This window comes from Chryseobacterium tagetis (assembly GCF_016735585.2).
Lineage (GTDB): Bacteria > Bacteroidota > Bacteroidia > Flavobacteriales > Weeksellaceae > Chryseobacterium > Chryseobacterium tagetis.
In genome coordinates this window covers 326,493-346,845 of the sequence record NZ_JAERSE020000003.1, presented here as the reverse complement: position 1 = coordinate 346,845, position 20,353 = coordinate 326,493, and the positions used below count along the sequence as shown (strand labels likewise).

The window sequence follows — 20,353 nt, the reverse complement described above, 5'->3', positions numbered from 1 at the left end:
AAACAGGTCACAGACAAAGCATGAGCAACGAATTAATCTATCAATTCATTAAACCTGAAAAATCCCTTACCGATTTTGTGTATGGTTATTCTTCGCTGCAAAATCTGGCAACCTTTAAGGAAGGTGTAATCATTCCCAATGGGAAAATCGACCTGCTTTTCTGTAAAACCACCGATAATCAATTTCAAATTGTTTTGATGGGATTGGAGACCCAACCCAAAACGATGCCTGAAACCGAGTTTTCCACTTTTTTTGCGATTAGTTTCAATCCGCTTGCGTTGGAATATATTCTTCATCAGTCCATTGCAGAGTTTGTGAACAGTGGAAAAGAATTACCCGATAATTTCTGGGATTTCAGTATGGCTGATCTGAACGATTTTGAACAATTCTGTGAAAAAGCTTCTCAAAAAATTAAATCCTTATTGCCTGAAGAGATTGACGAACGAAAGCGCAAATTATTTGAGCTTATTTTTTCGACTCACGGAGAAATCACCGTTAAAGATCTTTCAGAACAAATCTTTTGGAGTGAACGCCAGATCAACCGGTATTTCAACAAACAATTGGGAATCTCGTTAAAGTATTACTGTAAAATTTTACGTTTTCAGGCTTCTCTTCATCATATTAAAGACGGAAATCTTTTTCCACAGCTTAATTTTACCGATCAGTCTCATTTCATCAAAGAGATCAAAAAACTCTCCGGCGTTTCTCCCAAAGAACTTTTTAAAAATCAAAACGACCGTTTTTTACAATTTTTAGTCTATCATACGTCATAATTTTGCAGCATAAAATTTAAAATTATGCTTATCAATAATAAATCAATTGCCATTGTTGGTGGTGGTCCCGGAGGATTAACATTAGCAAGACTGTTACAATTAAAAGGTGCCGATGTAAAAGTATTTGAAAGGGATCTTAATAAAAATGCCCGCGTTCAAGGAGCTCCTCTCGATCTTCATGATAACTCAGGATTGGCTGCAATCCGTAAAGCTGATCTGCTGGAAGAATTCAAACAGAATTATCTTGTAGGAGCCGACAGAGAGCTTATCGTTAATGAAAATGCGGAAATATTTTTCAGCGACCACGAAGGCAAACCTGAAGAAGATTTCGGACATCAGCATTTCCGTCCGGAAATCGATCGTGGAACCTTAAGAAAAATCTTACTGGAATCTCTGCAGCCGGAAACAGTAGTTTGGGACCGTCATTTTGTTTCTATGGAAAAGCAGAATGAAGGATGGCTTTTACATTTCAAAAACAATACAACAGCCTATGCAGATATTGTGATTGCCTGCGATGGAGCAAACTCAAAAATCCGTCCCTATATCACTGATAGTAAAGCTTTCTATACCGGCATTACTATGCTTGAAGGAAATATACTCCAGGCAAAAGAGAATGCTCCAAAAGTTAATGCCTTACTGAAAGGTGGTAAAATAATGGCTTTCGGAAACAAGAAAAATCTCCTGATGGGGCAAAAAGGAAATGGTGATATTGGTTTTTACGCAAGCTTGAAAACGGATGAAAACTGGGCAGCAAACAGTAGATTAGACTATTCTAATAAAGCTCAAATACTGGACTGGTTCAAATCTACCTATCCGGAATGGAATTCTATTTGGTTTGAGTTGTTTGAAAATGCAGAAACACCGTTTATTCCACGTCCTATTTACTGTATTCCTTTTGATCAGACTTGGGAAGCTCAATCCAATGTAACGATGATCGGAGACGCCGCTCATGTAATGCCTCCGTTTGCCGGAGAAGGCGTGAATATGGCTATGCTGGATGCGCTGGAATTAAGTGAATGTTTGGCTTCAGAACAATACAAAACTTTACAGGAAGCTATTTCCGCCTATGAAATCCAGATGCGGAAAAGAGCTGCTCTCATTGCTAAAGAGTCTCTTGATAACGGAGAACTGATGCATGCGGAAAATGCTCTTGAAAATATGCTGAATTTTTTCAACGGACCTCATGAATAATAAAAAAAGGAGCAGCTTAAGCCGCTCCTTTTTATGTTTTATATATTTTGATATTAAGGAATAATTACACTGAACTGATCATTAAAGGATAAAACGCCTTCCGTCACACTTTCAGGATGTGTACTGAATCCTTTTAATTTTGATGTTTTGCCTTTCAGTACTAAATCCATCAATTGTTTATCTGATATTTTTTTACCGAAGATTTCAAAATTCACCTTAAAGCCACAGTTTTTAAAATCAGAACACCCGACAGCGGTTTTTCCTTTCATTAAATGATGTTCCTTACATTTTGGGCATTTGGTTTCTTCCCAGGATTGAAGTTCTTTTTTAACAGCCGGTTCCCGTTTTTTCTTTTCTTTCACCTCCACTTTTTCTTCTTCCAGAGTAATCACTTTTCCTTTTCCGTCCACTACTTTTTTAGTAAGTTCGGTGACCATCTGAATCAGTTCTTCTTTGAATTGATTGGCTTCATATTCGCCTTTTTCAATTTTGCGAAGTTTTAATTCCCATTCTCCAGTAAGTTCAGGGCTTTTCAACAATTCATCTTCAATAGTATCGATCAGCTGAATTCCGGTATGGGTAGCAATTAAGTTTTTTCTTTTCTTTTCGATGTATTTCCGCTTGAAAAGGGTTTCGATAATATTGGCTCGCGTTGAAGGTCTGCCAATTCCGTTATTTTTCAGCATTTCACGAAGCTCTTCATCATCCACCTGTTTTCCGGCAGTTTCCATGGCCCTAAGAAGCGTTGCTTCCGTATAAGGTTTCGGAGGTGAGGTTTTTCCCTGATGAATCATCGGATCATGAGGTCCGGTTTCTCCAACCGTGAATTCCGGAATCGTCTGTTCTTCTTCCTTTTCTTTTTCTTTATCGTTGGATTCTTCTTTGGGTTCTTTAGCATAAACGGCTCTCCAACCCGGTTCAAGAACCTGTCTTCCACTGGTTTTGAAAGGTATTGTTCCTACTTTTCCTTCTACTAAAGTATTTGAGATTTTACATTCGGGATAGAAAACAGCAATGAAACGTTTCACAATCAAGTCATAAATTAACTTTTCTTCCCTGCTCAGATTTTGAGACGGCGGAACTTCAGTTGGAATGATCGCATGGTGATCGGTAACTTTGGTATCATCAAAAACTGCTTTCGACTTTGGAATCGGTGCTTCCAGTAAAGGTGAAATTAAATCCTGATAGAAATACATTTTTCGCAAAATCCCTTCTATTTTAGGATATAAGCTTTCGGATAGGTATGTTGTATCAACACGCGGATACGTCACGTGTTTTTTCTCATATAAACTTTGAATATAATTCAAGGTATTTTCCGCAGAATACCCATATTTTTTGTTGGCTTCCACCTGAAGTCCGGTCAAATCGAAAAGCCTCGGATTTTTTTCTTTCCCTTCCTTAATTTCAAAAGAAACAATTTCAAAAGGATTTACTTTCAGATATTCCAGTCCTTTTTCAGCACGTTCTAAAGTTTTTAAACGGTCGATCGCGGCGTTAAAAATAACGTCACGATATTTGGTTTTAAGTTCCCAATATTCTTCGGTGGTAAAGGCATCAATTTCTTTTTGACGCTGAACCAGCATCGCCAAGGTAGGCGTCTGCACTCTACCGATGGAAAGAACCGCTTTATTTCCTCCGAATTTTTTCGTAAAAAGCCTCGTTGCGTTGATTCCTAACAGCCAATCCCCAATAGCTCTTGCATTTCCTGCGAGATACAGATTTTTATAATCTTCGGCGGGTTTTAAACTTGCAAAACCTTCTTTTATCGCTTCTTCGGTAAGAGACGAAATCCATAAACGCTGGATTGGTTTGTTGCATTTTGCTTTCTGCAATACCCATCTTTGAATCAGTTCTCCCTCCTGACCGGCATCGCCGCAGCTAATAACCTCATCACATTCTTCGACTAATCTTTCAATCACTTTGAATTGGTTTTCAACGCCTTTATTAGGTATTAATTTGATTCCAAAGTTGTTAGGAATAATGGGTAATAAAAACAAATTCCAGGCTTTGTATTGCGGACCGTAATCGTGAGGTTCTTTCAGGGTGCAAAGATGTCCGAACGTCCATGTCACACAATAGCCGTTTCCTTCCATATAGCCCTGCTTCGGAGTCGTTGCGCCTAATACTTTGGCGATATCTCTGGCAACACTGGGTTTTTCGGCAATACAAAGTTTCATGAATTTTCGGAATTATAGAAGAGGGCAAAAATCGGGATTTTTTTTGGATTTTGCTAATTTGTTATTTCCATTCCCTAATAATCAAACCTTCAAAAATGAATAAAAACAGCTACATTTCTATAATCAGCTCCTTTTCATAGCCATTATATTTTTCATCAATATACCCATGCGGATTACAAATAATTTTTGTGGTTCCGATTTTATAGTCTGAAGGGGTGTGAATATGGCCATGAATCCAGTATAAAGGCTGATATTCCTGAATTAAATATTCAAGATCAGAGGCATAAGCAGCTGTGACCGGATTATCTTTGTACTGTTCAGGAACTGACCGAATACTCGGAGCATGATGAGTTACTACAATATTTTTCATTCCTTTTGATCCTTCTAAGCTTTCTTTCAACCATAATTTTGACAGCTGATGAATTTTAAATATATCCACCGTTCTCATTTTGGAATAGGAAGGATCACGTTTTATCTTTTTATAATCGTTCATTACCGACTGACAGATCATTCCATATTCTATTGGATTACCAAAAATTGAAAAATCCGTCCACAAAGTCGTTCCATGAAAACGAATTCCCTCAATATCCACAAAAGAATTTTCAAGGACAAAAACATTCGATTCCTGCGCTGCTTCTTTTATTTTATGTAATGTTTTTGGATAAGAACCTTTATAATATTCATGATTTCCCAAAACATAGATTACCGGCTTATTGAGGATTTTAGTTTTGATCCATTCAATTCCTTTTGTTCCTAAATTTATATCTCCCGCTAAAACAACCACATCAGCATTATCAAATGATATATCAGTATATCCAAATTCCTGATGCAGATCGCTTATGATCTGTATTTTCATATTTTACAAATTACATCAAAAAAATTTATATAAAAAACTTCCAGAACAAGAGATTTTATACCACTATATAAATAAGACTCATGACTTTCAGAGAAACTTTTTTTGAAAATTTGAAGACGTGCAAAAAAAAGTAATTCATTAAAAAAATTTATATCCTTATTTTTTTTAACGAATATTTTTTTTCTTTTTAAAGTATTATAAAAAAACAAACACAAAAACACCTCAAAAAATTAAAAATCAACCACTTAACATAATAAATTTTATTTTTATCGCATAAATTATCCTATTATATTTGACACTTAATTTTAAATATTATACAAATGAAAAATTAAAAAAAATTATCTAGAAATTACCTTAAAACAGTGAAAGGAGGAAAAGTTTGGATTGCAGAAACTAAATGTGGGTTTACCGCTACAACAACCCAAGATTGGACTCCAGCACAAGCAAATGCTTGGATGAACGAAATTGAAAAAAATTACTGTAAAACACCTACTTATTCTGGTGATGATGCTATTCATTTAGCAATTAATTAAAATAAATTTAGCACTTATAGTGTAATATTTAAACTATAAGTGCAGTTTTACAATAAAAACCTTACCTATATCATGTTTTACTACAAAAAGCTATTCTCACTATTCATATTATTTTATAGCATTTTATTTTACGCTCAATCAAATAAAGAAGATACACTAAGTGGCGAATTTACCTATCAGTTAAAAGCTAAATTCGACACACGAACTGACAAGAGATATGAAGAACTTTTCTCATTACAGATAACCGATAATCGCGCATTTTTTGCAAGTTGTATATCATTGAAAGGAGATTCGGTAATGGCAAATTCAGGTACAACAACACAAAATCCAGATGGAAGCATTACTCTTGGCTGGAAAAAAGGCACTGTAATTCCAAAAACAAATCTAAATTTTACTATTATCCAATCACCTGAAAATGTACAATATTATGATTCAGCATTCATGTCATTACTTAGTTATAAAGAGCCTGTAATAAAGAATTGGAAGCTTGTGGATGAAGCGAAAATAATTAATACAATTAATTGTAAAAAAGCAGAAGTTTCCTTTAAAGGAAGAAATTGGATTGCTTGGTATTCTCCCGAAATCCCTTTTCCGTACGGTCCTATGAAATTCAGTGGATTACCCGGATTAATTGTTAAAATAACAGATGATAAGGGTGATTATGATTTTGAAATAGTAAAATCTGTCCCTAATTCTAAACTGAAAGGCAAATTAGTTACTATTAAAAAAAGCCGATATACGGGAGCAACCGAAGCAACACAAGCGAAATTGAAGCAAGCCAAAAAAAATGTTGAAGCTAATGTTGCTGGCGTACTTGCAAGCACTGGAACAACAATTATAAAAGGACAAGAGGTTCTAAGGCAAAAGGAAAAACAAAGAGAGGAAAATGAAAAATATATAAATCCACTAGAATTAACTGAGTAAGACAATTAAACATAAAAAGCTCCCTAAAAAAGAGAGCCTTTTCAACAATATGTATAAAACAAAATTAATTCATCTTCATCGGAACTTCCATCAAAAGAATCTCCGTATTTTCTGATATTGCTTTAATGTTAAGACCTGAAATATCACAAACTCCGAATCCATCTCTTTCTTCCAATTTCTGGCCGTCAATTTCTGCACTTCCTTTAATGATAAAAGCATAAACACCATTTCCACTTTTCTTAATCTGATAATGGGTTTCCCTATTATTTTCGAAATTTCCTAAATAAAACCAGGTGTCCTGATAAATCCAGACCCCTTCGTCATCCGTATTGGGAGACAAGATCTGCTGAAATCTGTTTTTGCCTTTTGTTTTGTCTAATGTGATTTGATCGTATCTCGGACTCACATTTCTTCTGTTCGGATAGATCCAGATTTGAAGAAACTTTACCAGACCTTCTTCATTTTTACTGAATTCACTGTGCATCACACCGGTTCCGGCACTCATCACCTGAATTTCACCACTTTTTATAGTTACTTTATTCCCCAAACTGTCTTCATGCTCCAGACTTCCTTCAAGGGGAATGCTGATAATTTCCATATTATCGTGAGGGTGAACTCCAAATCCCCTTCCCGCCTCTACCGTGTCATCATTCAGTACTCTCAACGCTCCAAACTGAATTCTTTCAGGATCATAATAGTCTCCAAAGCTAAAAGTCTTTTCACTTACAAGCCATTCATTTTCTGTTTTCCCTCTGGAATCAGCTTTATGCAAAACATTTTTAGTTTCATTTGTTTGGGAAAAAGCAATATTCACTTCACTTTTTAGCAATCCGCTTCCACCTCCGAAATGATCTATTACCTTAATTCCCTGATCCAAATTTTCACAAAACGTTTTAATGTCCTGTTCAAACTGATCTTCCAAACCAGAACTCAGCAGGACAATATCAACTTTATGATTGTTGATATAATCATAAGCTTTATTTTCGGAGCTTAAAAGTTCAGCTTTCCAGCCTTCATTTTTTTCTATAATTCTTTTTAATACCTCAAGAATTTCCTGATTTTTTCCGAGGACTAAGAAATTAAGCATTTCCATTTCAGATGAATTAAGAGTTACAATTAAAGTTCAGATTCTCACAATGTTTCTTTGAACCAAACATCATTATATTCTTCCGGATGACGCTTGAACTGCGCATGAACGTAAGGACATAACGGAACGATCATTAAGTCGTTTTCTCTGGCATAGGAAACCAGTTTTTCCAATAATATTTTGGCAAAACCTCTTCCTTCATATTCCGGATTCACTTCTGTGTGGTAAACCGTTAATTTGTTTCCAATGACTGAAATATCCATTTTTCCGGCTTTGTTGTCGTCTGAGAAAAGCTGAATTTCTCCTCTTACATTTCCTAAAACTACTTCTGTTCTTTCCATTGTTTTAATTTTTAATAATAACAAAGTTAAGGCCTCTCTTAAGATTATATCATGATCTATGATAATTTCCGCAAAAGTTTTTCGCTTTTTAATAAATATAATATATAAAAATAACAAACTAAAAATCAATACATTAAATAATTAATTTAAAATTATTTTCAAAAAGTCTACTTTTTTAGTAGACTAATGAAAATTTATGCCTTATATTTGCAACCGTAATCAGGACATTAAAATAAAATGAAATCAAATTTTAGAAATCAATCCATTAAAAAGCACACCATCACTATGATGATGATGTATTGCTGTATGCCTGAATTACGAAATTGCTGTGGTTGAACTTACTTTTATATGACATATTTTTAAAGGCTCTACCACGTTGTAGAGCCTTTTTTGTTTAATAAGAATAATATCAGAATGATAGAGATAAAGAACATTTCAAAAACCTTTCACCAGAAAAAACAGTCTTTCAAAGCACTGGATAATGTAAGCCTGACTATTGAAAAAGGCGATATTGTCGGAATCATCGGATTTTCGGGTGCCGGAAAAAGTACGTTGATCCGAACGGTGAATCTTCTTGAAAAACCTGATAATGGTGAAATCATTATTAATGAAAAGGATTTCACAAAATTAAATCCCAGACAATTAGCCAATGAAAGAAAAAAAATAGGAATGATCTTCCAGCATTTTAATCTTCTTTCTTCAAGAACGGTTTTTGAAAATATTGCTTTACCACTGGAACTAGATCATGTCAACAAAACGGAAATCCATCAAAAAGTCAATGAATTGTTGAAAATCGTTGGGTTGGAAGATAAAGCCAATGATTATCCTAAAAGCCTTTCGGGCGGACAAAAACAAAGGGTTGCGATTGCCAGAGCTTTAGCCAATGATCCTTATCTTCTGCTTTGTGATGAAGCAACAAGCGCTCTCGATCCGGCAACCACTCAATCGATTTTACAGTTATTGAGAGATATTAATCACAGGTTGGGAATCACCATTTTATTGATTACCCACGAAATGGAAGTCATTAAAACAGTTTGCAATCACGTTGCTGTCATTGACCAAGGAAAACTAGTAATCAAAGGAACTTTAAGTGAGATTGTCTCCAACAAAGAGAATCCTATCATCAAACAATTTTTAAAATCTGGTGTTATGACTATACCACAAGAACTGAATAAAAAACTACAAAAAGAACCACAAGACGGACTGTTTCCTCTTGTTGAGGTTGAACTTAATGAACAAATATCTGTTGAAGAACTGCTTTCAATAGTTTATGATAAATATAAAATTCCTTACAAGCTGCTGAAAGCTGATGTTGAATACTTAGGAGATTCCAACTTTGGAAAGTTATTATTGCAGCTTCAGGGTGAAGAAGAGAAAAACCAACAAGCTCTATATTATTTCAACCAGAATAAAATTCAAAATACGGTAAGAGGATATGCTTAGTGATACGGTGATTTCTCTTTTATCGAAGGGAATTTGGGAGACGGTTTATATGACATTCGTGTCAGGATTTTTTGGATTTGTATTAGGATTACCAGTTGGAATTCTATTGTTTTTAACAAGAAAAGGACAGCTTTTGGAAAATGTAGTTTATAATAGGGTTTTATCTGTTTTGGTTAATATTTTCCGCTCCATTCCTTTCATTATTTTGATTGTGTGGATGATCCCGTTTACAAGAAGTTTGGTCGGAACTTCGATTGGTGTGAATGCCGCTTTGGTTCCTTTAAGTATTGGTGCAGCTCCTTTCATAGCAAGATTAGTAGAGAACAGTTTGTTAGAAGTTCCTTACGGATTGATTGAAACTGCAAGAGCTTTGGGAGCTACTCCGCTTCAGATCATCCAAAAAGTTTTATTACCGGAGGCGCTTCCTTCTTTGATTAACAATGCTACGATCACTTTGATCACTTTGGTAGGATATTCTGCAATGGGTGGTGCAGTCGGAGCAGGAGGATTAGGACAGATCGGTTATCAGTACGGATATATTGGTTATGATGCAGTTATTATGAATCTGGTATTGGCTTTATTGGTAGCCATCGTATTTATAATTCAGTTTTCAGGTGACCGATTGGCAAAAAGATTTGATCATCGTTAAAATTGAAAAATTTAGAAAATAGTGTGTAAACACTTTGAAAATACAGTGTGATTGTGAAATAGTGTGGTGGTATGATCATTTCAGCCATCGATCCGGCGAAAAAGGGAATTTAAAAAGGTATAAAGCCATATTTTATTATTTATTATCAAAGAATTTAGAGATTGCCTTTTTCCTTTTTCGCCATTTTTTAGAAAATAGTTAACAATGAAAAAAATAAAGATTTTAGGAGTATTAGCAGCAGGTTTATTATTATTTACCGCCTGCAATTCGCCGAAGAAAGATGATCCGAACGTGATTAAAGTAGGGATTACTTCAGGACCGGAGCAGGAAATTGCAGAAGTTGCGAAAAAAGTGGCTAAAGAAAAGTACAATCTTGAGGTGGAACTTGTTTCATTCAATGATTATGTCGTTCCCAATGAAGCTTTGAATAACGGAGATATTGATGCGAATGCTTTTCAGCATGTGCCCTATTTAAATGAACAGTCAAAACAGAGAGGCTATAAACTGGCCGTTGTCGGAAATACTTTTTTGTACCCGATTGTAGCCTATTCGAAAAAAATTAAAAACATCAGCGAACTTCAAAACGGAAGCACGGTTGTAATTCCCAATGACCCAACCAACGGCGGTCGTTCATTACTTTTATTACAGAAAAACGGATTGTTAAAATTAAAAGACGGTATCGGTCTATTACCAAAAGTAACTGATATTGCTGATAATCCAAAACAATTAAAAATTCTTGAAATAGAAGCACCACAATTACCAAGAGTATTGGATGATAAAGAGGTTGTTATCGCCATTATTAACAACAACTTCGCAGCACAGGCAGGATTGGATGCGGAAAAACAGGGAATTTTTAAAGAAGATAAAGATTCACCTTATGTGAATGTAATTGTTTCCAGAGAGGACAACAAGACTTCCGAAAAAGTAAAAAACTTTGTAAAGGCTTACGAATCTGATGAGGTTGTGAAAAAAGCGGAGGAGATTTTTAAAGGAGGAGCCATTAAAGGTTGGAACTAATATGGGTGAATCGTCAATGGTCAGTTCGTGAATTTTACAGTAGTACAAAATTGACTAGTTAATCACTTACCATTCACTTTAAAGAAGTCTATTATTATATATGTAGGCATCGTTTCATAGTATTTGAAATGGTGCCTTTTCTTTTAAATTCATTTTCCTAGGTCATATATTGAAATTAATCCATTTTTATAAAAAGCTGATGATAATTAGATATTTATTCAAAAAAATACATTTTCTCAATTTGAGATAATAAATATTTTTGCTAATTTTGTTACCTATCAATAAAAAGGCTTTTTATGTTAAAGAAAACCGCCATTGTAAGTTTATTTACTCTTATTTCTGCTTCTTATATGGCTCAAAATACTACTCTACCCGTTTATTTAGACGAATCAAAACCCGTTGAGCAACGCGTTCAGGATGCACTTTCCAGAATGACCCTGGAAGAAAAAGTGGCTATGCTTCACGCACAGTCAAAATTCAGTTCTCCAGGCGTTCCAAGATTGGGAATTCCAGAATTCTGGACAACAGACGGACCTCATGGGGTTCGCCCTGAAGTAATGTGGGACGAATGGAATCAGGCAGGCTGGACGAATGACTCCATTATTGCTTATCCCGCATTGACAGCTCTTTCCGCAACATGGAACAAAAAAATGTCATGGAACTACGGAAAAGCACTTGGAGAAGAAGCCCGTTACAGAAAAAAAGACATTCTTCTGGGACCTGGAGTTAATATTTACAGAACTCCATTGAACGGAAGAAACTTCGAATATATGGGTGAAGATCCTTATTTAACATCAAAAATGGTGGTTCCTTACATTAAAGGGGTTCAATCTAATGGTGTAGCAACTTCTGTAAAGCATTTTGCATTGAACAATCAGGAAATGTTCCGTCATACAAGCAATGTGAAAGTGGATGACAGAACGTTGTATGAAATTTATCTTCCGGCATTCAAAGCTGCTGTTACAGAAGGAGATTCATGGACGATCATGGGAGCTTACGATATGTACAAAGGTCAGTACGCAAGCCAAAACCAATATCTTTTGAATGATATTTTAAAAGGAGAATGGAAATATAAAGGAGTTGTCGTTTCTGACTGGGGCGCTGTAAACAATACCGAACAGGCCATCCACAACGGATTGGATCTAGAATTCGGAAGCTGGACCAACGGGCTTTCTGCCGGAACGAAAAATGCTTACGATAATTATTATCTGGCCAAACCTTACTTAGATTTAATTAAATCAGGGAAAGTAGGGACGAAAGAGCTTGACGACAAAGTTTCAAGACTTTTAGGTTTAGCTTATAAAACAACAATGAACAGAAACAAACCTTTCGGAAACATCGCTTCTGAAGAGCATAAAGCTGTGGCTAAAGAAATCGGTGAGGAAGGTATCGTATTGTTGAAAAACCAAGGAAATGTACTTCCGATCGACATCAATAAAGCTAAAAAAATTGCTGTAATAGGTGAAAATGCGATCAAAATCATGACTGTTGGCGGAGGTTCTTCTTCATTAAAAGTGAAATATGAAACGCTTCCTTTAGACGGAATTAAAGCAAGATTCGGAAAACAGTCAGATGTACAATATGCAAGAGGTTATGTTGGAGATATTGGCGGAGAATACAACGGAGTAAAATCGGGACAGGATTTAAAAGACACCCGTTCTGAAACTGAATTACTGAATGAAGCCGTTGAATTGGCAAAAAAATCTGATTACGTAATTTTTGTGGGAGGGCTGAACAAAGCAGACTTTCAGGACAGTGAAGGAAACGACAGAAAAAGCTACGGATTGCCATACAATCAGGATAATGTAATTGCAGCACTTGCAAAAGCGAATAAAAACCTTGCAGTAGTTTTAATTTCAGGAAATGCAGTGGCCATGCCTTGGATTAAAGAAGTTCCAACCGTTTTACAATCCTGGTATTTAGGTTCTGAAGCAGGAAATTCTATTGCTTCAATTTTAGCAGGAGATGCCAATCCATCAGGAAAATTGCCATTTACTTTCCCTGTGAAACTGGAAGATAATTCGGCTCATCAGTTAGGAGAATATCCTGGTCAAAAAGATGAGTTTGCAGCAGGAAAAGGAAAAGATCAGAAAAACCCGATCAACATCACGTACAATGAGGGAATTTTCGTGGGATACAGATGGCATGACACGAAGAAAATTAAACCATTATTCAGTTTCGGACATGGTTTGAGCTATACCACTTTTGAGTTTGGAAAAGCTAAAGCCGATAAAACAACAATGTCTCAGGACGACAAGATTACCTTTACGGTTTCTGTGAAAAACACAGGAAAAAAAGCAGGAGCGGAAGTTGCTCAGTTATATATTTCTGACTTAAAATCTTCTGTGGAAAGACCAACCAAAGAACTGAAAGGTTTTGAAAAGATATTTTTAAATCCGGGAGAGGAAAAAGAGGTAACCTTTACCATTGATAAATCTGCTTTAAGCTTCTTCGATGTTCAAAAACATGATTGGGTAGCTGAACCGGGAGATTTTGAAGCACAAATCGGAAATTCTTCGGATGCTATTAAAACGAAAGTTAAATTTACTTTAAAGTAATTTTACTTATATATTTCTAAAACGAGATGCCTGGATTTTTTCAGGCATTTTTTTATTACCCTGCTAAATATCACCTTGAAAATCAACAAGTAAATCCTTACATTTATATCAACAAATTAAAATACCATGATAGAAACCGCTTCATTTTATGACGAACTCCATTACGAAGAAGGAAATAAACCAGCCGTAAAAGTGATGCTTAAAAATGATTTGGCGAAAGAGATCAGAATTCTTTTTCATCCAAATCAGGAAATGAAAGAGCACAAAGCGCCCTATCCTATTATTGTTCAGGTCTTGGAAGGATCTATTGATTTTGGTGTGGAAAATAAAAGATATATTCTGAAAAAAGGAATGATGATTCAGTTATCTGCCAATATTCCTCACGATCTTCTCGCATTGGAAGAAAGCATGGTAAGACTTAGCTTAAGCCTTCTGGATCATACTTCCAGAGTTGAAAATATATAAAAATTAACCACAAAAGAGACAAAAGCTATTTATTACTGCTATTATAGATTTCTAAAGATTTATGTGTTCTTTTTTTCAGTTTAATGATAAACTTTAAATATACTCTATAAATTTTTTGTGTCTTTTGTGGTTAAATAGCTTCTATTTTAAATACGTATCATACAAATCTGTTCTTCTGTCTTTCAGAACCTGTACAGAACCATTATGGTGCAGATCTTTCAAAAGATTCAGATCGACGTCTACAATTAAAGTCATTTCCGTGTTGGGAGTCGCCTCTCCTTTCACCGCATTGGAAGGAAACGCAAAATCTGACGGTGTGAAAACTGTTGCCTGTCCAAACTGAATATCCATATTATTAACGCCTGGAAGGTTTCCTACACAGCCTGCAATAGCAACATAACATTCGTTTTCAATCGCTCTGGCTGCAGCGCAATGTCTTACACGGATATAAGCATTCTGAGTATCGGTAAGATAAGGGACAAACAGAATTTTCATTCCCTGATCGGCCAATATTCTCGGAAGTTCAGGAAATTCAACGTCGTAGCAAATTACCAAGCCTATTTTACCACAATCGGTATCAAAAACCTTGATCTCATTTCCGCCTTTCATTCCGTAATATTTCTTTTCATTGGGCGTGATATGAATTTTTCTGTATTCATCGATTCTTCCGTCTCTATGCAGAAGATAACTTACATTATACAGATCGTTATTCTCAAAAACCGGCATACTTCCTGAAATAATATTCACATTATAACTGATGGCCAGTTCGGAAATTCTAGTTTTAATGTCCTCTGTCATTTTTGCCAACTCAATCATACTGTCTCTTCCTGATAAATTATTGAAGGGAGCCAATAAAGGCGTATTGAAGAGCTCCGGGAAAAGAACAAAATCTGATTTATAATCTCCCATTACATCTACAAAAAACTCGACCTGTTCATAAAAAGCATTAATATCCTTAAACTGTCTCATTTGCCATTGCACCAAACCGAGCCTTATAATACTATCCTGCATTGTATTCGGTTTTTTACTGTAGTAGATATTATTCCACTGCAGTAAAACAGCATTTTCTTTTGAAGATTCGTCTTCGGGAAGATATTTCTTTAATACTTTGATCGGTAAAAAGTTATTTGACAGCTGAAAGGAAAGAACAGGATCATAGATTTCCTTATCTCTTACTTTGCGAATGTAATCTCTTGCAGAAAGTTCATCACTGTAGGTATGATAATTCGGAATTCTTCCTCCCAATACAATAGATTTCAGATTTAACAGCTCACAAAGTTCTTTACGGGCATCGTATAATCTTCGTCCTAATCTCAGCTCACGAAACTGAGGATCTACAAAAACCTCAATCCCGTACAAAACATTCCCTGTTGCAGAATGGGTATTGAAGGTGTAATTTCCTGTAATATCACTATAGGTATGATCATCCCCAAAATCTTCATAATTCACAACAATCGAAAGAGCAACTGCCGCTAACTTTCCGTCTACAATAATACAAATCTGACCTTGTGGAAAAATTTTAGTAAGCTTGGCAATGCTTTTCTTACTCCAAACGTATTCTGACATCTTAGGATAAGCGAGCTTCATTACTTCTACCAGTTCATCGTAGTCTTCAAGCTTTAGCGATCGTGTTTCAATTTGCATATTATTTATTTTTTATGATTTGTAAAAAGTTTTAATTAGCGTATTCTCTGCTATTATTCAATGTAAAACGCTATTCATTATTCCAACTAAAATATACGGATTTTTTGATTTTAAAAATTATTATTTTTGCGTTCCTTTTAATTATTTGTTAAGTTTACTCTATTGAAACTTACTTATTAAACCCATACTATTTCATTAAAGAAAATGAGCAATCAGGTCAGAATTTTGAGAGAAAAACAGCATATGACCCAAACTGAGCTTGCTGAAAAATCCGGACTTTCATTAAGAACGATCCAAAGAATTGAGGCAGGAAGTATTCCTAAAGGTTTTACCTTAAAAGCCTTAGCTCAGGCACTGCACACTGAACCTGAAAAAATTGTGCCATCTGTTGAAGAAAAATCTAAAAACGACAGGGCAAAACTTATTAATCTGTCTGCTTTATGTGGTCTTATCATTCCATTCGGAGGAGTGATTGTGCCATTAATTTTAACTTATAAAACAAAAGATCCTGTCACAAAAGAGATCGGAAAAGATATTATCAGCATACAGATTTTGTTGGCTTCCATTCTATCTGTTTTTATGATTCTGAGTCCGTTTATTCAGCATTTTTCAGGAGTCCGGTTTCCGCTTTTTCTTGTCCCTTTGATCATTTTGCTTGGAGTAAAGCTGTTCATAATTATCAGAAATGGCATCAGCTTGAACCAAAACAACAATTTACACATCAAACTGAAAACCAATTTCTTATAATCAACCTATAGCAATTGTCATAAAATTGTCGTCTTGTTTTTGTGAGAAAATTGATGGGAAACCACGAATCTTGCAAAAAAATAACAATGAAGATTTTTAAGAAAATTGTATTGACTTTTCTAGTCGTTTTGATTTTGGTTTCCGTAGCCGGATTTATTTATTTTAATCAAAAATTTACCCCGGAAAAGAATTATTTAACTGTAAAAAACGAAAGTGGAAATATTCCTATGATCTGGTTAGGCAATGATAAAAACGTTTTACTTGTTCCTATTCACTTTCCTGCGGATTCTACAACATATTATTTACAGTTTGATACAGGTTCTCCTTCAACGGCATTTTATTCGAACTCCGTAAAAAATATTAGAGGGATAAATATAATTCAGGATCGGGCAAAAACATTATTTAATTTAGGAAAAACAGAAATATCTTCAGACAAATTTATCCTGCTTTATCAAGGAAAAAAACATGATAAAGACTCACTCAAAATTATCGGAACTTTAGGTGCAGACATTCTGGAAAACAATAAAACACTTATCAACTTTAAAGAAAATTATTTAGTTTTTAATCTTTCAAAAACTCCTTCTCAATACAACAATCAGCGGATTGATTTTAAATTTAAAAAGAGAAAAATTATTTTAAAAGGAATATTGAGAGGACAAGAAGAACAATTTCTGTTCGACTCCGGAACGAGTGCTTATGAATTGCTGACCAATAAAGAAACCTGGGAAAAGTTAAAATCTTCAAATTCCAAAGTCAGTATTGAAAGAGCACAATCCTGGAAAAATATTCTTACCACATTTACAGCAATCTGTGATCAGAATATTCAATTTCAAAACAGGAGAATTCAACTTCATGAAGTTACTTATGTAGAAGGATTTTCACAGACACAATATGCACTTATGAAATTTTCGGGAATGACAGGAATGCTGGGAAACAGAGTTTTCCTGAATAACATTTTGTATCTGGATTGTAAAGATGAAAAATTTGTTTTAGAATAAGAGTTTTTATTGAACCATTAAAATCTTTTAAGTTGTTAAGCTTCATTGAACATGTATTAAAATAAGGCATAACTTACTATTCTAAATCTTAAAATATCTTAATGGTAAATTTCATTACAATATATTTCCCTGAAAAAACAAATTCTTAAATTTTAAAATCTCTCTCAATTTATCCACAAGATTTTTTCTATCTTTCCGTCATAAAATAACCTTACAGCAATGAAAAAAGTAACAGGAATAGGCGGAATTTTCTTTAAGTGTAAAGATCCAAATGCAATGAACGATTGGTACAAAACTCACCTAGGATTCAATACAAGTCCGTACGGAACCAGTTTTGAATGGCGCGAAGAAGAAGATTCTTCTAAAAAAGGGACAACACAATGGGCTCCATTTTCTGAAGACACTAAATATTTCGAACCGGCTACCAAAGATTTTATGATCAATTACAGGGTAGAAAATCTAGAGGCATTAATGGAAGAATTTAAAAAAGAAAATGTAACCATTCTTGATGAAATTCAGACGTATGATTATGGAAAATTCCTTCATATTTTAGATCCTGAAGGCAATAAAATTGAATTGTGGGAACCTACAGATCATGATTAAACGATAGATTTTCAATCATAGAAATAAGGCTAAAAAGACTGATGGATTTCGGTTCTTTTTAGCTTTTTTTATTTAAACTCTATATTTTCAATGTTACGATTTACAAAGAAGTAATTTTGTTCTTTCCCCAAATTAATGAGATTAAAATTGGAATTCGCACAAAAAGCCTTTTTATTCCAATATTAGTGACATTTATTTTTGATAAAACACTTATCTGGTCTATATTTGCGCCATAATTTTCCGGAAAAGAAATGAAAAAACAAATAACTTTTGCATTACTCCTGCTAAGCAGCATCACTTTTGCACAAGAAAACAAGACAACACCAATACAAGATTCTGTTCAAAAAACTAAAGAAATTCAGGAAGTTCTTATAAAATCACAGCGAAAAAAACAGTTTATAGACAAAGCTGTTTATAGTTTTGATGAAGAGGCTTTAAAAAAGGCAAGATATGCTAATGATTTGCTACAGACTTTGCCTGAGCTTCAGTTTGATCCTATTTCCAGCAGCATTACCAGTATTAAAGGAGGTACTTTTTTGCTTTTAATCAATGGTATTGAAGCAACCGAATTACAGGCAAGAGGAATCCGTCCGGAAAATGTAATAAGAGTTGAATATTACGACAATCCTCCTACCCGATGGGCAACGAGAGCAGATACTGTGGTCAATATTATTACAAGAAATCCTGAAGTAGGTTTTGCAGCGGGAGCTTCTGCCAGTACGGCATTAACGACAGGTTTCGTTAACGGACAGGCTTATGCTAATTATACCAACGGACGAAATAATTTAGGATTGGAATACTCAATTAATTTCAGGGATTATGACAACCGGAATGCTAATAAAATCTATGATTATGTGTTGCAGAACTCCCACTATAATACCAATGAAAACAAGACGGATCATTTTGGATATACCTATCAGGATATTGCTTTGAGATATACCAATTCATTATTGGATAATTATGTTTTTCAGGCCAAATTCTCCATGAACATCTACAGTTATTTCTCAAAAGGAAATGGAGAAAGTGTTTTTTCAAAAGATAATGTTTCAGAACTGCACGGAACTTCGCAATATAGCGGTGAAAGTTACAATCCGCCAAAACTAGATCTCTATTTTTCGAAAAATTTAAGTAAAAAGGATGAAATTAGTTTTAACATTGTGGGTTCTGCTTACACCAGTGAAAGTTTTGAAATTGATAAGGAATGGGTGATCAGCTCAGGAACTTCTGTTTTTGATAACGATATGAATCTGAAGGCTAAACAAAACAGTATTGTTGGAGAAGTTGCCTATACACACGATTTTAAAGCAGGAAAATTAAGTTCAGGATATAGAATTACAAACAACAATGTTGATAATACGTTAGAAAACTTAGCCGGAAACTTTGATTATTCCGTTAATTATCTAACCCAATATTTATATTCTGAATTTGCCGGTAAAAGCAAAAAACTGATGTACCGTTTAGGATTAGGCGTAACCAATATTCACAATAAAACTGCTGCGACTACAGAGGACGATTGGGTAATCACTCCTAAATTAATTTTAGGCTATGAATTAAAAAAGAATCAAAGCCTGAGATTAACCAGCAGTTATACACCTTACAGCCCGGGAAGTGCTTCATTAAGTCCCAATATCAATCAGGTGGTGCCGAATATTGTATCTACGGGAAATCCTTATCTTAAAATACAGAAATCATGGAATAATAATCTGAATTATTCTTACAATAACAAGTATTTTGATTTTAACGGGAATATTTTCTACAACTATACGGATAACGCCATTAACAGTATGTATGTCCTGTATAATAACAATACTCAATATGCATTAACTTATGAAAATGCACAATTCAGTTCCCGTGCAGGAATTCAGTTGGTGGGTTCTGTAAAGCCTTTTGGAAACAGATTATTAGTAATTAAAGCCAATATTTATCCAACGATGCAGCGTGTAAAGACCAATTCCGGAGCATTGCTTAAAAACAATTATTTCGGAAATAATTTTACGCTTTCCTCGGAATATAAAAACTTCAGTTTGAGCTATATGTTTAATATTCCTGTATATACTTTAAGCGGTGCTTTTTTAAATACGAACGAAAATCAGAACCATATTTTTGCCAATTATAAAGTAAAAGACTGGACCTTCACTACCGGAATGTACTGGCTGGGAATGCCTTCAAGGTATAAAACAAAGACTCTTGATGAAAGTTTAGTAAATTATAAAGGAACAACCAATATTTACAATAACAGAAACATGATCATCGTAGGAATCGGTTATGATTTTGCCAAAGGTAAAAAGAATGAAGTCAATAGAAAACTGAATAATGATACGGCTCCTGCAGCCACATTTTAAACAGA

Annotated in this window: 17 protein-coding genes and 1 pseudogene; 13 read left to right on the top strand and 5 right to left on the bottom strand. The window is 34.7% G+C overall.

Going from position 1 to position 20,353, the window contains the following annotated elements; translation table 11 throughout:
- The first annotated feature begins 20 nt into the window (after positions 1-20).
- Positions 21-773: a helix-turn-helix domain-containing protein gene (locus tag JI747_RS11615; RefSeq protein WP_225688829.1), complete on the top strand. Its 753-nt coding sequence runs from the start codon at positions 21-23 to the stop codon at positions 771-773.
- 24 nt (positions 774-797) lie between these two features.
- Positions 798-1,964 (top strand): FAD-dependent oxidoreductase, encoded by a 1,167-nt coding sequence (locus JI747_RS11610; RefSeq protein WP_225688828.1) that lies wholly within the window; start codon positions 798-800, stop codon positions 1,962-1,964.
- Positions 1,965-2,017: 53 nt separating this feature from the next.
- On the opposite strand, the gene JI747_RS11605 is transcribed toward JI747_RS11610, so the two are convergent.
- Both JI747_RS11605 and JI747_RS11600 read right to left on the bottom strand, forming a co-directional pair.
- A complete protein-coding gene (locus JI747_RS11605; protein WP_225688827.1) occupies positions 2,018-4,141 on the bottom strand; it encodes a type IA DNA topoisomerase in 2,124 nt (707 codons plus the stop codon).
- Positions 4,142-4,250: 109 nt separating this feature from the next.
- Positions 4,251-4,997 carry a metallophosphoesterase gene (locus JI747_RS11600; protein WP_225688826.1) on the bottom strand — a complete coding sequence of 249 codons (747 nt, stop codon included), beginning with the start codon at positions 4,995-4,997 and terminating at the stop codon, positions 4,251-4,253.
- A 332-nt stretch (positions 4,998-5,329) separates the two neighbouring features.
- Here JI747_RS11600 and JI747_RS11595 point away from each other — a divergent pair.
- Together JI747_RS11595 and JI747_RS11590 are read left to right on the top strand one after the other, a co-directional pair.
- Positions 5,330-5,530 (top strand): annotated as a pseudogene (locus JI747_RS11595) (bacteriocin-like protein); the annotation flags it as partial.
- A 72-nt stretch (positions 5,531-5,602) separates the two neighbouring features.
- Positions 5,603-6,454 carry a GLPGLI family protein gene (locus JI747_RS11590; protein WP_225688824.1) on the top strand — a complete coding sequence of 284 codons (852 nt, stop codon included), beginning with the start codon at positions 5,603-5,605 and terminating at the stop codon, positions 6,452-6,454.
- A gap of 64 nt (positions 6,455-6,518) precedes the next feature.
- Here the strand turns inward: JI747_RS11590 and JI747_RS11585 are convergent, their stop codons facing one another.
- Together JI747_RS11585 and JI747_RS11580 are read right to left on the bottom strand one after the other, a co-directional pair.
- A complete protein-coding gene (locus tag JI747_RS11585) occupies positions 6,519-7,262 on the bottom strand; it encodes a pirin family protein (RefSeq protein WP_225689490.1) in 744 nt (247 codons plus the stop codon).
- Positions 7,263-7,585: 323 nt separating this feature from the next.
- On the bottom strand, positions 7,586-7,882 hold the full coding sequence (locus JI747_RS11580; protein ID WP_225688823.1) for a GNAT family N-acetyltransferase: 297 nt from the start codon (positions 7,880-7,882) through the stop codon (positions 7,586-7,588).
- A gap of 414 nt (positions 7,883-8,296) precedes the next feature.
- On the opposite strand from JI747_RS11580, the gene JI747_RS11575 reads away from it, so the two are divergent.
- The 5 genes from JI747_RS11575 to JI747_RS11555 all read left to right on the top strand — a co-directional run bounded on the left by JI747_RS11575 (position 8,297) and on the right by JI747_RS11555 (position 14,014).
- The gene (locus JI747_RS11575; protein WP_225688821.1) at positions 8,297-9,325 is read left to right on the top strand and encodes a methionine ABC transporter ATP-binding protein; all 1,029 of its coding nucleotides are present in this window, start codon (positions 8,297-8,299) and stop codon (positions 9,323-9,325) included.
- Positions 9,318-9,974 (top strand): methionine ABC transporter permease MetI, encoded by a 657-nt coding sequence (gene metI, locus JI747_RS11570; RefSeq protein ID WP_225688819.1) that lies wholly within the window; start codon positions 9,318-9,320, stop codon positions 9,972-9,974. Before JI747_RS11575 ends, metI begins: the two co-directional genes overlap by 8 nt.
- A gap of 204 nt (positions 9,975-10,178) precedes the next feature.
- Positions 10,179-10,991: a methionine ABC transporter substrate-binding lipoprotein MetQ gene (metQ, locus tag JI747_RS11565; RefSeq protein ID WP_225688817.1), complete on the top strand. Its 813-nt coding sequence runs from the start codon at positions 10,179-10,181 to the stop codon at positions 10,989-10,991.
- 296 nt (positions 10,992-11,287) lie between these two features.
- Positions 11,288-13,549 (top strand): glycoside hydrolase family 3 C-terminal domain-containing protein, encoded by a 2,262-nt coding sequence (locus JI747_RS11560; protein ID WP_225688815.1) that lies wholly within the window; start codon positions 11,288-11,290, stop codon positions 13,547-13,549.
- A 126-nt stretch (positions 13,550-13,675) separates the two neighbouring features.
- A complete protein-coding gene (locus JI747_RS11555) occupies positions 13,676-14,014 on the top strand; it encodes a cupin domain-containing protein (RefSeq protein WP_225688813.1) in 339 nt (112 codons plus the stop codon).
- Between the two features lie 141 nt (positions 14,015-14,155).
- On the opposite strand, the gene JI747_RS11550 is transcribed toward JI747_RS11555, so the two are convergent.
- On the bottom strand, positions 14,156-15,658 hold the full coding sequence (locus JI747_RS11550; RefSeq protein WP_225688811.1) for a carbon-nitrogen hydrolase family protein: 1,503 nt from the start codon (positions 15,656-15,658) through the stop codon (positions 14,156-14,158).
- A gap of 204 nt (positions 15,659-15,862) precedes the next feature.
- On the opposite strand from JI747_RS11550, the gene JI747_RS11545 reads away from it, so the two are divergent.
- The 4 genes from JI747_RS11545 to JI747_RS11530 all read left to right on the top strand — a co-directional run bounded on the left by JI747_RS11545 (position 15,863) and on the right by JI747_RS11530 (position 20,348).
- On the top strand, positions 15,863-16,405 hold the full coding sequence (locus JI747_RS11545) for a helix-turn-helix domain-containing protein (protein WP_225688809.1): 543 nt from the start codon (positions 15,863-15,865) through the stop codon (positions 16,403-16,405).
- Positions 16,406-16,491: 86 nt separating this feature from the next.
- Complete coding sequence (locus JI747_RS11540; protein WP_225688807.1) at positions 16,492-17,403, top strand: hypothetical protein; 912 nt, start codon at positions 16,492-16,494, stop codon at positions 17,401-17,403.
- 219 nt (positions 17,404-17,622) lie between these two features.
- Positions 17,623-18,006: a VOC family protein gene (locus JI747_RS11535; RefSeq protein WP_225688805.1), complete on the top strand. Its 384-nt coding sequence runs from the start codon at positions 17,623-17,625 to the stop codon at positions 18,004-18,006.
- A gap of 251 nt (positions 18,007-18,257) precedes the next feature.
- Positions 18,258-20,348, top strand: a complete 2,091-nt coding sequence (locus tag JI747_RS11530; RefSeq protein WP_225688803.1) for an outer membrane beta-barrel protein — start codon at positions 18,258-18,260, stop codon at positions 20,346-20,348.
- The last annotated feature ends 5 nt before the right edge of the window (positions 20,349-20,353 follow it).